The organism is Actinoplanes oryzae (genome assembly GCF_030757795.1).
In the GTDB taxonomy this organism is placed as follows: Bacteria; Actinomycetota; Actinomycetes; order Mycobacteriales; family Micromonosporaceae; genus Actinoplanes.
Map to the genome: position 1 here is coordinate 1 of NZ_JAUQWH010000220.1, position 12864 is coordinate 12864.

The 12864-nt window shown below is 72.0% G+C and carries 13 protein-coding genes; 8 read left to right on the top strand and 5 right to left on the bottom strand.

Features of this window, described 5'->3' with window-relative positions:
- Together RBH18_RS39755 and RBH18_RS39760 are read left to right on the top strand one after the other, a co-directional pair.
- Positions 1 to 245, top strand: a 245-nt coding sequence (locus RBH18_RS39755; protein WP_306215684.1) for a hypothetical protein, incomplete at its 5' end; no start/stop codon positions are given.
- Between the two features lie 53 nt (positions 246 to 298).
- On the top strand, positions 299 to 1306 hold the full coding sequence (locus RBH18_RS39760) for an NHL repeat-containing protein (RefSeq protein ID WP_306215685.1): 1008 nt from the start codon (positions 299 to 301) through the stop codon (positions 1304 to 1306).
- Positions 1307 to 1315: 9 nt separating this feature from the next.
- Here RBH18_RS39760 and RBH18_RS39765 read toward each other — a convergent pair whose 3' ends face one another.
- A complete protein-coding gene (locus RBH18_RS39765) occupies positions 1316 to 2068 on the bottom strand; it encodes an SDR family NAD(P)-dependent oxidoreductase (RefSeq protein WP_306215686.1) in 753 nt (250 codons plus the stop codon).
- Positions 2069 to 2183: 115 nt separating this feature from the next.
- Between RBH18_RS39765 and RBH18_RS39770 the strand changes: the two genes are divergently transcribed.
- The 3 genes from RBH18_RS39770 to RBH18_RS39780 are packed head-to-tail and all read left to right on the top strand — an operon-like array spanning position 2184 to position 4203.
- Positions 2184 to 2798 (top strand): TetR family transcriptional regulator, encoded by a 615-nt coding sequence (locus tag RBH18_RS39770; RefSeq protein ID WP_306215687.1) that lies wholly within the window; start codon positions 2184 to 2186, stop codon positions 2796 to 2798.
- Positions 2795 to 3454, top strand: coding sequence for a transcriptional repressor LexA (lexA, locus tag RBH18_RS39775; protein WP_306215688.1), 660 nt, complete (start codon positions 2795 to 2797; stop codon positions 3452 to 3454). Before RBH18_RS39770 ends, lexA begins: the two co-directional genes overlap by 4 nt.
- A 44-nt stretch (positions 3455 to 3498) precedes the next feature.
- The gene (locus RBH18_RS39780) at positions 3499 to 4203 is read left to right on the top strand and encodes a hypothetical protein (RefSeq protein WP_306215689.1); all 705 of its coding nucleotides are present in this window, start codon (positions 3499 to 3501) and stop codon (positions 4201 to 4203) included.
- A 260-nt stretch (positions 4204 to 4463) separates the two neighbouring features.
- On the opposite strand, the gene RBH18_RS39785 is transcribed toward RBH18_RS39780, so the two are convergent.
- Both RBH18_RS39785 and RBH18_RS39790 read right to left on the bottom strand, forming a co-directional pair.
- On the bottom strand, positions 4464 to 5864 hold the full coding sequence (locus tag RBH18_RS39785; protein ID WP_306215690.1) for an RICIN domain-containing protein: 1401 nt from the start codon (positions 5862 to 5864) through the stop codon (positions 4464 to 4466).
- Positions 5865 to 6142: 278 nt separating this feature from the next.
- Complete coding sequence (locus tag RBH18_RS39790; RefSeq protein WP_306215691.1) at positions 6143 to 7477, bottom strand: putative acyl-CoA thioester hydrolase; 1335 nt, start codon at positions 7475 to 7477, stop codon at positions 6143 to 6145.
- 133 nt (positions 7478 to 7610) lie between these two features.
- On the opposite strand from RBH18_RS39790, the gene RBH18_RS39795 reads away from it, so the two are divergent.
- Together RBH18_RS39795 and RBH18_RS39800 are read left to right on the top strand one after the other, a co-directional pair.
- Complete coding sequence (locus RBH18_RS39795) at positions 7611 to 8339, top strand: hypothetical protein (RefSeq protein WP_306215692.1); 729 nt, start codon at positions 7611 to 7613, stop codon at positions 8337 to 8339.
- 232 nt (positions 8340 to 8571) lie between these two features.
- A complete protein-coding gene (locus tag RBH18_RS39800; protein ID WP_306215693.1) occupies positions 8572 to 10326 on the top strand; it encodes a hypothetical protein in 1755 nt (584 codons plus the stop codon).
- A gap of 33 nt (positions 10327 to 10359) precedes the next feature.
- Here RBH18_RS39800 and RBH18_RS39805 read toward each other — a convergent pair whose 3' ends face one another.
- Positions 10360 to 11250: a phosphatidylinositol-specific phospholipase C/glycerophosphodiester phosphodiesterase family protein gene (locus RBH18_RS39805; RefSeq protein WP_306215694.1), complete on the bottom strand. Its 891-nt coding sequence runs from the start codon at positions 11248 to 11250 to the stop codon at positions 10360 to 10362.
- Positions 11251 to 11302: 52 nt separating this feature from the next.
- Here RBH18_RS39805 and RBH18_RS39810 point away from each other — a divergent pair, with 52 nt between their 5' ends.
- Positions 11303 to 12319, top strand: a complete 1017-nt coding sequence (locus RBH18_RS39810; protein ID WP_306215695.1) for an alpha/beta hydrolase — start codon at positions 11303 to 11305, stop codon at positions 12317 to 12319.
- Here RBH18_RS39810 and RBH18_RS39815 read toward each other — a convergent pair whose 3' ends face one another.
- Positions 12320 to 12691, bottom strand: a complete 372-nt coding sequence (locus RBH18_RS39815) for a hypothetical protein (RefSeq protein ID WP_306215696.1) — start codon at positions 12689 to 12691, stop codon at positions 12320 to 12322.
- Positions 12692 to 12864: the final 173 nt, after the last annotated feature.

A 12864-nucleotide genomic window follows, 5' to 3' on the forward strand; every position in this document is an offset into this window, starting at 1 on the left:
TCGTGATCTACGTGCCGGCGTACCTCGTGCAGCACCGCATCATCCTGGCGGCCGGGGCGGCGTACTCGGCGCTGCTCGGTCTTGCCGTGCCACCCCTGGTCGGGGTCTCCTCCGCGCTGCTCGGGCTCGCGCCGTGGCCGACACCGCCGCAGGTCGCGGGCATGGCACTCACCCTTGTCGGGATGGCGCCGGTGATCCTGCGGCGGTCGCGGGGCCCGGTCGACGCGGCCGAGGACGGCTCGTAACCCTCCCCGACCCGAATCGTCGAGGGACCGCGACGCCGTGACAGACTGACCGGGTGGGGGCGGCGATCATCGTGGGCACGGCCGTCGCGCTCCTGCTGCCCGCGGCCCCTGCCGCCCCTGCCCCGGTCACGGTCTGCACCATCAAGGACGACCGGCTCGACGAGCTGTCCGGGCTGGCCGCCACGCCCGACGGCTACGTGGCGGTCAACGACGGCAGCGACCACCCCTCGCACCGGCGCATCTTCTTCCTCGACAGCAGGTGCGCGGTGCAGCGGACGGTCAAGTTCCCGGACGAGCCCACGGACACCGAGGACCTCGCCGTCGCCCCGGACGGGACCGTGTGGATCGGCGACATCGGCGACAACGGCTCGGCGCGCAAGTCCATCGGGCTGTGGAAGCTCGCGCCCGGCGCGTTGAAACCGGTCTCCTGCAAGCTGTCCTACCCCAACGGCGCGCACAACGCCGAGACGCTCGTGCTCGACGGCGACGGCACGCCCATCGTGATCACCAAGGAGCCGTTCGCCGGCGACCTCTACGTGCCGGACGGCGAGCTCTGCACGGGAAAGAGCACCCCGCTGCGCGCCGCCGGGTCCGTGCGGGTCCCGGTCACGACCACCCCCAATCCGTACGACCTGGCGGGCCACCTCGTCCTCACCGGCGGCACGAACTCGCCCGACGGGACCAAGGTCGCCCTCCGCACGTACGCCGACGCCTTCGAGTTCCCGGTCGTCGACGGCGACGTGATCGGGGCGCTGACCTCGGGCTCGCCGGCCTCCGTGGCGCTGCCGGACGAGCCGCAGGGTGAGGCGGTCGCGTACGCCCGGGACGGCTCCTCCCTGCTCACCGCCTCGGAGGGGACGAAGCCCGCACTCCTGCGCTACCCGTCCGCGCTGCGAACCACTCCCCCTCCGCCGCCCTCCTCCCCTCCGCCGTCTTCCGCCGCGGCTGTGGCTCCCCGGGCTGCCGAGGAAAACGGCACCCGAGGCTTCTTCGTGGTCGCCGTCGCCGCGCTCCTCGTCGCCGCGCTCGCCGGCGGCATCGCAATTGCCCGCCGCCGGTAGACGTCGGCGTCACGCCCCGACCGTGGGGCGGACCTTGATCACGGTGCCGGACAGGTGGGTGGCGGCGTCGCTGCACAGGAACGTGACCAGGCCGACCAGATCGTCCGGCTGCCCGACGCGCCCGTTCGGGTAGGTCGCCGCGACACGGGCCAGGTGCTCGGGCGTCATCATCGCCCGCATGCCCTCGCTCTCGGTGAGGCCCGGGGCGACGGCGACCGTACGGATGCCCTCGTCCCGCAGCTCCTGGTGCACGACGTTGGTCAGCACGTCGACGGCCGCCTTCGCTCCCGCGTAGCCGGCGCCGCCCGGCATCAGCTGCGCGCCCGTGGTCAGATAGACGATGCGCCCGCCGCCGGTGCCGATCATGACCGGGGCGAAGTGCTTGGTCGCGAGGTAGTTGCCGATCAGGTTGCTGCGCAGATTCCGGTCGAGCACGGCGGGGTCGGTGTCGAGGACCCGCTGGCGGCCGCCGAGCCAGCCCGCGTTGCTGATGAGCGCGTCGAGGCGGCCGAACTCCGCCGCCAGCTCGCGCGCCGCCTCGCGTACCTGGTCGTCCTCGCTGACGTCGGCCTCGAGCGCGAGACCGGGCCGGGCGCCGGGGAGCGTCGCGATCTCGTCCACGACGGCCTGCGCGCGCCGGCGGTCGCGGGCCAGCACCGCGACCCTGGCACCCTCGGCCGCGAGCCCGAGCGCCAAGGTTCTGCCGATCCCCTGCGCCGCCCCGGTCACCACGACGGCCCTGTCCGCAACATCAATCTCCATCGTCACTCCCTCTAGTGCGTCCTAGGATCCTGGTTTGATGGCCCAACTCCAACGGTGCGGTTGGAAAGCTACTCGCGCTCGTTGCCAACCGCAACGTTGGAGTTAGACTCGTGGCATGGCGTGGGACACCGAGGCGACCCGGCGGCGGCTCAAGGAGGCGGCGGTCACGGAGTTCGCCGAGCATGGGCCCGACGGCACGACCATGGCGCGCATCGCCGAGCGGGCCGGCATCAACAAGGAGCGCCTCTACAAGTACTTCGGCGACAAGCAGCAGCTCTTCGCCACCGTGCTGACCGAGGAGCTGGACAAGCTCGCGGCGGGCGTGGCCCTGCACGCGGTCGGGCTGCACGACATCGGCGAGTTCGCGGCGCGCACGTACGACTACCACGCCGACCACCCCCACCTGTCCCGGCTGCTGCAGTGGGAGGGCATCCAGGCCGGGTTCATCGCCGACGAGGCCGCCCGCACGAAGCATTACCGGGAGAAGGTCGAAGCGGTCCGCGAGGCCCAGCGCCGGGGACTGCTCGACCCGGACCTCGACCCCGCGTACCTGATGTTCCTGCTCATCGCGCTGGCCGCCTGGTGGCACGGGCTGCCCCAGCTGGCGTTCATGCTGACCGGCGCCGACCCGGACGCCCCGGACGAACGGGCCCGCCGCCGCGCCTTCGTGGCGCAGGCAGCCGAGCGACTGGCCGCCCCGCGCGCCTCCCACCGTTCTGACCTGGCATGAGTCAAGATCTGGAGATGATGCCCGAGGATCTCGACACGTCCACGCTGACCGACCGCCAGCGGAAGATCCTCACCGTCATCCGCGACTGGGCGGTCCGGTACGGCTACTCACCCTCCACTCGCGAGCTCGGCGACGCGCTCGGGCTCGCCCCCTCCACGGTTGGCCGCCACCTGCGGGTCCTCGAGGAGTGGGGCTTCCTGCGCCGCGGGCGGACAGCGTCGCGCCCGGTGGACGTGCGCATGTTCCTGGGCACCGGCGACGACGGCGAGAAGAAGGCGCCGGACACGGTCGGCGTCCCGCTGGTCGGCACGATCGCCGCGGGCACGCCCATCCTCGCCGAGGAGACCGACGCCGAGACGCTGCACCTCCCCCGCGAGCTGGTCGGCCGGGGCACGGTCTTCTGCCTGCGCGTGCAGGGCGACTCGATGATCGACGCGGCGATCTGCGACGGCGACACCGTGGTGGTGCGCCAGCAGCAGGAGGCGTACAACGGCGACATCGTGGCCGCCCTGCTCGACGACGAGGCCACCGTCAAGGTCTTCCGCCGCCGCGGCGGTCACGTGCTGCTCGAACCGCGCAACCCGGCCTATCAGCCCATCGACGGCGACCACGCCGTGATCCTGGGCAAGGTCGTCTCCGTGCTGCGCCGCATCTGAACTACCATGGCCGCGTCCTGGACACGGCGGCGAGACGAGGCGGCATGCGGTTCTTCGGCCTGGGGTCGCGCAAGCGGCAGATCGAGCACGATCCCGATCGGCAGCGGGCGCTGCTGGAGGAGGCACGGCAGCGGTTCGGCCGCCAGGCGCGCGTGCCGTTCCCCGACCAGTCGGCGGAGCTGCAGCGGATGCTGACGGGCGACGACGGGCTGGCGGTCGCGGCGCACATCGTCCACGAGGCGGCGGACACGGCCCACGCCGACCTGATGAGCCAGGTCACCGAGCTGCGCCGGCGCACCGGCCACCCGCTGAGCCTCGACCGTCGCAACTACCGTCCGTTGTGGTCGGCCGCCGGGGGTTACCTGCGCTGGTCGCTGTTCGACCTGCCCCTGCATCCGTACGCCCAGATCGCCGCGAGCGTCGCGGTGCTGGACGCGGACGCCAAGCGGGCCGTCCGCCTCGCCGACCCGGAGCCGCTGCTGGCCCGCATGTTCGAGCTGCTCGACCTGACGATCGCCGGCTGGGAGTTCGGCCGCGTGCGCGTCGACACCGACGCCGCGTCGCTGGCCGAGGGCCTGATCTTCGCCACCCGCAACCTGCGCGACGCCATCGACCCGCCGCCGCTGCCGCCGCCGGTGCGCGAGCTGATGCGCCGCAACAACACCGTCCAGGTGCTCGACACCATGTCCGACCGGGTGGCCGGCGGCTTCAACCCCGGCAAGACGATGCGCGAGTGCCTGCTGGCCTGATTCCGCCGGCCTTCGCTCGGCTCTCTTCGCCGCGCCCGCTCGTTCCTTTTCGCCCTTCACTCGCTCCTTTTCGCCGCGTCGCCCGACCCTTTTCCGCTGCGTCGCCCGACCCTTTCGCCGCGTCGCCCGACCCTTTCGCCGCGTCGCCCGACCCTTTCGCCGCGTCGCTCGGCCCTTTTCGGCCGCGTCCCGAGATCCCGGTCCGGTTCTCGGCGGCGCGGGTTCGTTGAGCCCGCACCGCCAGCGGTCGTGAGGGCGGGTCAGGCGGTGCGGGTCCACTGCTGGTTGGTGCCGGTGCCGCACGTGTACTGCTGCACGTCGGCGCCGTCGGCCGTGGACGCGCCCACCACGTCGAGGCACTTGCCGCTGTGCCGGGCCCGGAGCTGGAAGTAGCTTCCCGTAGCGACCCACTGCCACTGCTGGTTGGCGCCCGTGCCGCAGGCGAACTGGATGACGTTGGCGCCGTCGGCGGTGGACCCGGCCGCGACGTCGAGGCATTTGCCGCTGTGCTGGGCGACGATCTGGAAGTATCCGCCGCCGGCATCCCGGAACTCGAAGCGCTGGTTCGCGCCGCCGTTCCAGGCGTACTGCTTCACTTCGGCATTGTCGGCCATCGACGCGCTGACCACGTCGAGGACCTTCCCGCCCGCGCGGTTGGTGACGCGGTAATACGTGGCCGGATTGCCGGTCACCGTGCCGGCGGCCGCGTCGATCGTGATGGTCGGATACCAGGACAGCGACATCGACGTGCTGCTCGGGAAGCCGATGGGCAGCCACACGTAGCGGGAGTCGTTGACCGGCCCGGACCACGCGCCGGCCCACCGGTCACCGAGGTAGAGGAACGCGTTCCCCACCGGCAGCACAGAGGCGGGCTGGGAGCCGAAGGTCGTGGCGTCGCCGACGTTCGTCCACCCGGACCAGGGGCCGCTGATGCTGGTGGCGGTCGCATACTTCGCCTGGTTGGGGTCCCAGCCGGAGGTGCCCGACGTCAGCATGAAATAGACGCCGTTGCGCTTGAACAACGCCGGCGCCTCCCGGCTCGCGTTGTCCCAGAAATTGCCGACCAGCGCGGCGACCTGGAGAAAATCGGCGGTCAGGCGATAGATCTGCAGGTCCCGGTTCTCATCGGCCGCCGAGACCATGTAGGCGGTGCCGCCCTCCTCGAACAGCGTGATGTCCCGCGACATGTGCTGATTCAAAGGCCGGAAACTGCCGTGGTACGTGTACGCGCCGTCGACGGTGCTCGACGAGGCGACCGCCGCCCGGGCCTCGCCGTAATCGGTGCCGTTCTCCTTGTGCATCCACATGACGAACCGGCCGGTCGCAGCGTTGTGGACGACCTTCGGCCGCTCGATCTTCGCGTTGCCCAGCTCGGCGGCGGACGAGGAGGTGAGCACGTTGTTGCGGAACTCCCACGTCCTCAGATCGGCCGACCGGTAGACGGAGACAGCCCGGAACGTGTCGTCGGCGTTGCGGTTCTCGCCGAACCAGTACCAGTAGCCGCCGACCTTCAGCATTCCCCCGCCGTGGGCATGGACTCCGGCGCCGGACGTGTCGGTGAACTGCACGCCGTTGGCAATCGTCACCGGCGCCGCCTGTGCCGGGGCCGGCAGCAGCGCCACGACCAGTGCCGTCACCGCGGCCACCACAAGCGATCTCATGCGCCGCCTCCTCTGCCCGCCATCCCGCAATCATACATTGACCAGCATCAATGCATTACCGGTCAGGTCGCACCGCCGTCTGCCCGCGAGGGTAAGGTACGAGCGTTGTTCGCCCGCCTCGACGGCCGAGCGGGCCACGGCTGAGCGGGCCACGGCTGAGCGGGCCACGGCTGAGCGTCTGCCGACGGGCGGCGAATCACGGCGCCCGGCCCGGCTGCCCCAGGGGCGGGACGATAGGCGGCTGGTCGCGGAGGGTTCGCGGGTCCGCCGGGGTGCGCTCATGCGGGAATCGTCAGGGTGGCGTGCTCCCAGAGGCGGTTGTGGGTGGGATCGTCGAGGTCGCGCCCCGGCTCGATCGGGGCGGAGAAGGGGCGGCCCGTCGTGGCGGCGGGAGCCCACGGGGCATCCGTCGCGAAGCCCGGGCCGATGACGCTGTCGCGCAGGACGAGCTGCCCGTTGGGACTTGTTCCGGGAACGTATCCCGTCGTTCCGGCGCCCTGGTCCCAGGCGCGCCCGAGGAAGCCGGTGGGCGCCGCCCGATAGCCGGCGTCGGCGGTGACGAGTGAGTGCGTCACCAGGAAGCCGTAGGGCCATTGCGGCAGCGTGCTCGGGGCGAAGACGATTCCGCCGCTTTCCTTGCGCGTGGAGACCAGGTGGAATTGGGTACGGTCGAACACCGCACTCGCCCGCCCGAACACGAAATCGGTGTCACCCTCGACGTAGCTGTCCCGCACCACGACCCGCGCGATACGCGTGGCGTCCTCGGCATTGGCATAGAACGTGTCCTGCCGCCCGATCAGCCGCATGCCCTCGAGCAGCGTCCGATCGGCGTCGGTGCGCAGCGCGAGGGCCTGATGCGTGCCCCGGTCCACGGTGTCGAGCAGCGTGTTCACAATGGTGAGGTTCTTGAGCTGCAGGTCGGTGGCCTGCGACCAGACGACCGTGGCGCAGAGCCCGGCCGTGGCGCTGGAACGGGTGGCACACGACTGGAACATGTTCCAGGCCGGGTCACCCTCGGCATACCGCCCGTCGGCGTTGACCAGGGCCGCCCACGCCGCCGGCGAGATGGTGGCATCCACGGTGAACTCCAGACGCACCTGGCCCGGCGCCCCGGCACCGTAGATGGTCAGCGGCGGGGTTCCGGCCGGGATGAAAACGGTTCCGGTATACGTTCCCGGCAGCACCGCGATCGCCTGGCGAGCCGTGCCGCCCCGCAGGTAGGCAAGGTTGACCGCCTCCTGGATCGTGCGGGAACCGGTTCCACCACCGACCACGAAGTCCGGCCGCCCGGCACGGATCGGCCCCGGCCGCCAAGGATCGTCGACGGGCGACGCATACGGACCCGACCACCGCAGGTAGCTTTCCGCCACATAGGGCGCGGCCTCGGCGGCGGAGAGCACCGGCCGCGTCACCGTCCCCGGCGGCCTCGACCTCACGACCGCCGAAGCGCCGGCAGCCGACACCGCCCCACCTGGAACGGCGCGGGCCGGGACGGCGGCCGGCGGGGCGGCGTTCAGCTGGGCGGCGCGGGCCGGGGTGGCGGCCGGCGGGACGGCCATGGACAGGGCGAACGCGGCCGCGGCAGTCGCGGTCAGACGGCGTACGAGGCTCATCGTCGCTCCTCGGCAGGGTCGGGTAAGCGCTTACCCGCCGCATCCTACGATCGACAAACATCGATAACAACACCGTGACCGAGATCGCCGGGGGCTACCATGGGCAGCCCGGTCCATCGACAGAGGACGCCGCATGCCGTTCGACGAGGACAGCCCCGAGCTGCGACCGCCGTGGGCCCGGACGGGCCGGCGCTGGATCCTCGTCGCCGTGGCCCTGGCCGCCACTTCCGCCGTGGGCGCACGAGGCGTGCGCACCGCCCACGCGGGCCCGGCCACCAGCCCCTCCAGCCCGGCTGTCACCGGCGACTCGGGCCAGGCAAACAGCGACCCCGAAGCGGCGAGCAAAGGCTCCGGGGCGGCGAACAGCGCCTCCGGAGCGGCGTTCGGACCGTCCAGGGGCAGGTCGCCGGAGGAGCGGCTGGCCGAGCTGAACGCCTTCGTGCAGGACGGGCCCGACCTGCACGCCGACGGCTACATCGCCACGGTCGACGACGCCGCCACCGGCTCGATGGTGCTGCTCTGGCACGGCCCGGTAACCCGCACCCAGGCGGCGATCCGGGAGAAGGCGGCGCAGCTCGGCATCGCTCTCACCGTGCAGCAGCGCCGATACAGCTTCGCCGACCTGGACAGCGCGGCGCGACTCCTCGCCGAGCGCAGCGGCCAGGGCGCCTTCGCCAACTTCACCGTCGCCGGCGCGTCAGCGATCGTCCCCGGCTTCGACGGCGTGGTCGTCACCGGCGACTACCGGACGCCACCCGCCGGGGACCGGGCAGCAGCCGACACGGCCCTCGCCCGCGCCGCCACCGCGGAGGCCGGCGTCGCGGTCCGCATCGAGCCCGGCGGCCCGATGATGCCCCTCTGACACCGTCTCTGTCAGCCCGCAGCGGACCGGCCGCGAGCCGCGCGTCGAGGCAGTCCGCCGGCGCCCGGAGCCACGCGGCACGCGGACCGTCCCGACGACGCCGGCGCCATAGGCACGTGAGAGCGGCACCGGCGTGGGAACCGCTCAGAAGCATGGGAATCGGCACGCGGGCGACCGGGCCCCCGGGCCGGACCGATAGCCTCGCGGTGCGCACACGGAAGGATCCCGCACCTTGAGCCACACCGACGACCTCGCCCTGCTGCGTGCGTACGAGCCGGCGATCCGCTACACCGACGGCGAGTTCTTCTTCCCGGTCTCCGCCGAGCGGTACGTCGCCTGCGCCAGCCTGTGGCGCGACGAGCCGGGCGGCCCGTCGGCCGAGGTCGTGCCCGCGCGGAAGCTGGATCTCGCCGCGCTCGCCGGGGCGGGCGGCGCCGAGCACGGGTTGCATCATTCGCTGTCGGCCGTCGCCCGGAGTTCCGGCCCGGCGCTCATCCCGTTGCGGGAGCGCCCGCCCCACCTGCACGGCGCCAGCCGGCTCGCCTCGGTCGGGCTGACCGCGCGGTTCGTGGACACCTTCAACCGGGCGTCATTGATCGTCCGGGGCAGCGTTCCCGGCGGCAGTGCGGCCCGGTCGTTCCTGATGCAGCGCGACCATCTGGCGCCGGAGCGGCCGACCTATCACGGCCGGGTGCTGCGCGACAGCCCGTGGATCGTCCTGCAGTACTGGTTCTTCTACAGCTTCAACAACTGGCGGTCGGCGTTCGGCGGGGTCAACGAGCACGAGGGCGACTGGGAGCAGGTGACCGTCTATCTCGACGGGACCGGCGTGCACGACGAGGCGGGGCTGCCGCCGGCGCGGTGGGTGGTCTACTCGGCGCACGACGAGACCGGGGACGACCTGCGGCGGCGCTGGGACGATCCGGATCTGACGCTGGTCGGCGGGCGGCACCCCGTGGTCTTCGCGGGGGCGGGGTCGCACTCCGGCGCCTATCTGCCGGGCGACTACCTGATCACCGTACGGCCGCAGCGCCTGCGGAATCTGGTGACCGTCCTGCGTACGCCCGCCCGGTGGCTCGCGCCCTGGTCGGAGGACCCGGAGCAGGGGCTCGGCATCCCGTACGTGGACTATGCCCGCGGGAACGGCCGCGCGATCGGCCCGGGGCAGCCGGAGGGCTGGGACGCCGTCGTGATCGGGGACGACACGGCGTGGGTCCGGGACTACCGTGGCCTGTGGGGGCACGACACCCGGGACCGGCTCGGGGGCGAGCGTGGTCCCGCCGGTCCGCGTTACGAGCGCGACGGCACCGTACGCAGATCGTGGGCCGACCCCGTGGGCTGGGCCGGCCTCGCCAAGGTCGCCCCCAACCCGGCCACGGCCGAGGCCCTCATCGCCCTCCGCGCCGATCGCATCGCCACCCGCCTCGCCGAGCTCGACACCGAGATCGACACCCTCGCCGACGACCTGCGCGTCACCGCGGCCGGGCTGGCGGCGTCGGCCCCGGAGGTCCGCGCGCTGGCCGGCCGCGAGCAGCACCTGCTCAAGCTCCGCATGGAACGCACCCGACTCGCCGACGAGCAGCTGCGCATGGCCGAGGCGCCCGAGCAGGAGCATCCGCACGCCCATCTGCTGCACCGCCGCGTACCCCTGCAGCAGGCGACCGGCCTGCGCGGCCGCCTCATCTCGTGGTGGTCGGTCATCAGCACGCCGCTGATCCTGTGGGCGATCGGCGCCGCGTTCTCCCCGTTCAACCACACGCTGTCGCCGGCCGACGTCGCCGGCATCTGGCTCGTCCTGCTCCTGACGGTCGAGGGCCTGATCCGCGGCCGGTTCGTCGCGGTCGCCCTCCGCCTGGCCGGGGCCGCCGCCCTGGTCGCCTTCCTGATCCTGCTCTGGTTCACCGGCCGCTACGTCTTCACGGTCGGCTTCTTCGCGGCGGCCCTGCTCGTCCTGATCGTCAACCTCCGCGAGGCGCTCCGCCGCTGACCAGGCGGCACCTCAGGCCCTGTGCGAGAGGCGCTACGCCGCTGCCCTCTCGTAGGAGCGCAGGAACGCTTCCAGCCCCGCCAGATCGTCGGTGTTGAGGTGGTCGACGCCGGCGGCGACCAGCTCGCGCCACACCGCGTCGCGCTCGGGCCCGGCCACGTCCGGCGTCGCCCAGAAGCGCACCCGCTGCCCGCCCCGGTGCGCGTCCCGCACGAACTGCCGCAGCTTCGCGCGCTCGGCGGCCGGGATCGGGCCCGCGCCCTGCCACGTGAACAGCGTGGTCCAGTTGTCGCTGATCAGCGGCACGAGGCTCGCGGGGGCGCCGGTGTTCAGGTCGGTGGCGCGCCCGTCGTAGAACGCGTACCGGATGCGCTGCGCGGCCATCAGCTCGCGCGGCCGGTCACCGCTGACGACGACCGTCACGGCGGCGTCGCGGACCTTCCCCCGCACGTACGTCGTCAGGATGCTCCGGTAGGAACGCAGCACCCTGTCCAGCTCGGTGTACGTGGCGGCACCGGTGTTCTTGATGTCGACCAGCAGCTGCAGGGACAGGTCGCTGCCCCGGTAGACGCGCCCGTGGTTCGCGCGCACCCGGTGCAGCAGCGGGTCGAGGTAGAGGCTCTGCAGCGTCCGGCCCGGGACGATGTCCTCGGGGTCGTGCGCGACCAGCAGCTCCCCGCCGACCAGGTAGATGTCGGCCTCGACGCTGGTGAACCCGTGCGCGAGGGCGTCGGTCAGCGGCCGCTCGTGCTCGTAGTCGTTGTGCGCGTGCGCGCGGGACAGCGGCCGCACGTCGTGCTTCCCCACGGCGTGCGCGCGGGCCGGCTGCCGCGTCTCGGTCCGGCCACCGGCCTGGGCGGGGGCCGGGGCGAGCAGCAGCGCCGCGCAGACCGCGGCGGCGAGGGCAAGGGCTCGGCGAGTCATGCCGGCACGCTATCCAGCGATCGTGAACCGTCGATAAATGTACGGTGTCCGCATGACGTGGAACCTGGCGGGACGGCTGCACGAGGAAACGATCGAGTCGGAGCTGTTGCGGGGCAACCCGCTCGGCGACCCGCACGTGCGGCCGCTGTGGGTCTACACCCCGCCCGGGTACGACGACTCCGCCGAGCGGTATCCGGCGGTCTACGTGATCCAGGGCTACTCCGGCGAGCTGGCGATGTGGGGCAACAAGATGCCGTTCCGCACGCCGTTTCCCACAACCGCGGATCGGGTGTTCGCGGAGGGGCGGGCGCCGGGGTGCATCCTCGTGTACGTGGACGCGTTCACCGCGTACGGCGGCTCGCAGTTCGTGGACTCGCCGGGGACTGGGGCGTACCACTCGTACCTCTGCGACGAAGTTGTCCCCTGGGTGGACGCGCGTTTCCGGACCATTCCGGCGGCGGCGTCGCGGGCGATCGCGGGCAAGTCGTCCGGCGGTTTCGGGGCGATGATCACGCCGATGCTGCGCCCGGATCTGTTCGGCGCGCTCGCCACGCACGCCGGCGACGCCCTGTACGAGTACTGCTACCTGCACGAGTTCGCCAAGGCGGCCCGGGCGTTGCGCGAGTACGACCACGACATCCTCGCGTGGTGGAAGCAGTTCCGGGAGCGCGTCGCGTTCACCGAGGACAACGACATGCTGCTGTTGCTGATTCTCGGCTGTACGGCGGCGTTCTCCCCCGACGCGGACGGCACACCGCAATTACCGTTCGACCCGCGGTCGGGCCGGCTGATCCCTGAGCGGTGGCAGCGGTGGCTCGACTGGGATCCCGTACGGATGGCCGAGCGCCACGCCGATGCCCTGCGCGGGCTGACCGCGGTCTGGATCGACGCGGGCACCCGGGACGAGTGGTTCCTGGACCTGGGCGCCCAGGCGTTCCGCGACGAGCTGGCCCGGCTCGGGGTGCCGGACGAGCGCATCCATTTCGAGCTGTTCCGGGCGGGCCACGGCGGCATCGACTACCGCTATCCCCTCGCCGTCGAGTGGCTGGCCCACCGCCTCGAGCGGTGATCAGATGTCGAGCGACGCCTCGATGCGGCGCAGCTGGTGCCGGGCGAGCCCCAGGTTCGCCCGGCTCTTCACGAGCGCGACATAGAGGAACAGCGAGTCCCCGCCGCGGGTCGAGCGGAGCGGGCGCAGCAGGTGGTACTCGGTGCCGAGGGTCATGAGGATGTCCTCGATGCCGTCCTCGATCCCGATCATCTGCAGCGTACGGACCTCGGCGCGCACGACGTCGGTGTTGCCCGCCGCGGCGATGCTCATGTCCCGGTCCGGGTCGCCGGCGACACCCAGCGTGAGGCCGCTGCTCACGTCGACCAGGGCGACGCCGATCGCGCCGTCGATGCTCATCGCGTCCCGCAGGGCGGTGTCGATGTCGGCCATGGTGGTCTCCCCCGTTCGATCAAGATCAGCAAGATATCAGGAGACGGATGCATCCTTTGATCGAGGTGGAAGAATAACCGCAGGTCAGGACGCATGGTCACCGACCGCTTACGGGGAGGCGGCACGGCGGTGTGCGCCTTGCGAATACGGTATGGCGGGGACTGCGCCGTCCC

Bases quoted from the DNA above. Each gene is read 5' to 3' on its own strand.
- RBH18_RS39805 (WP_306215694.1), bottom strand. From the start codon at position 11,250: ATGACTCGCCGAGCCCTTGCCCTCGCCGCCGCGGTCTGCGCGGCGCTG.
- RBH18_RS39780 (WP_306215689.1), top strand. From the start codon at position 3,499: ATGCGGTTCTTCGGCCTGGGGTCGCGCAAGCGGCAGATCGAGCACGAT.
- RBH18_RS39790 (WP_306215691.1), bottom strand. From the start codon at position 7,477: ATGAGCCTCGTACGCCGTCTGACCGCGACTGCCGCGGCCGCGTTCGCC.
- lexA (WP_306215688.1), top strand. From the start codon at position 2,795: ATGAGTCAAGATCTGGAGATGATGCCCGAGGATCTCGACACGTCCACG.
- RBH18_RS39810 (WP_306215695.1), top strand. From the start codon at position 11,303: ATGACGTGGAACCTGGCGGGACGGCTGCACGAGGAAACGATCGAGTCG.
- RBH18_RS39770 (WP_306215687.1), top strand. From the start codon at position 2,184: ATGGCGTGGGACACCGAGGCGACCCGGCGGCGGCTCAAGGAGGCGGCG.
- RBH18_RS39785 (WP_306215690.1), bottom strand. From the start codon at position 5,864: ATGAGATCGCTTGTGGTGGCCGCGGTGACGGCACTGGTCGTGGCGCTG.
- RBH18_RS39765 (WP_306215686.1), bottom strand. From the start codon at position 2,068: ATGGAGATTGATGTTGCGGACAGGGCCGTCGTGGTGACCGGGGCGGCG.
- RBH18_RS39815 (WP_306215696.1), bottom strand. From the start codon at position 12,691: ATGGCCGACATCGACACCGCCCTGCGGGACGCGATGAGCATCGACGGC.
- RBH18_RS39795 (WP_306215692.1), top strand. From the start codon at position 7,611: ATGCCGTTCGACGAGGACAGCCCCGAGCTGCGACCGCCGTGGGCCCGG.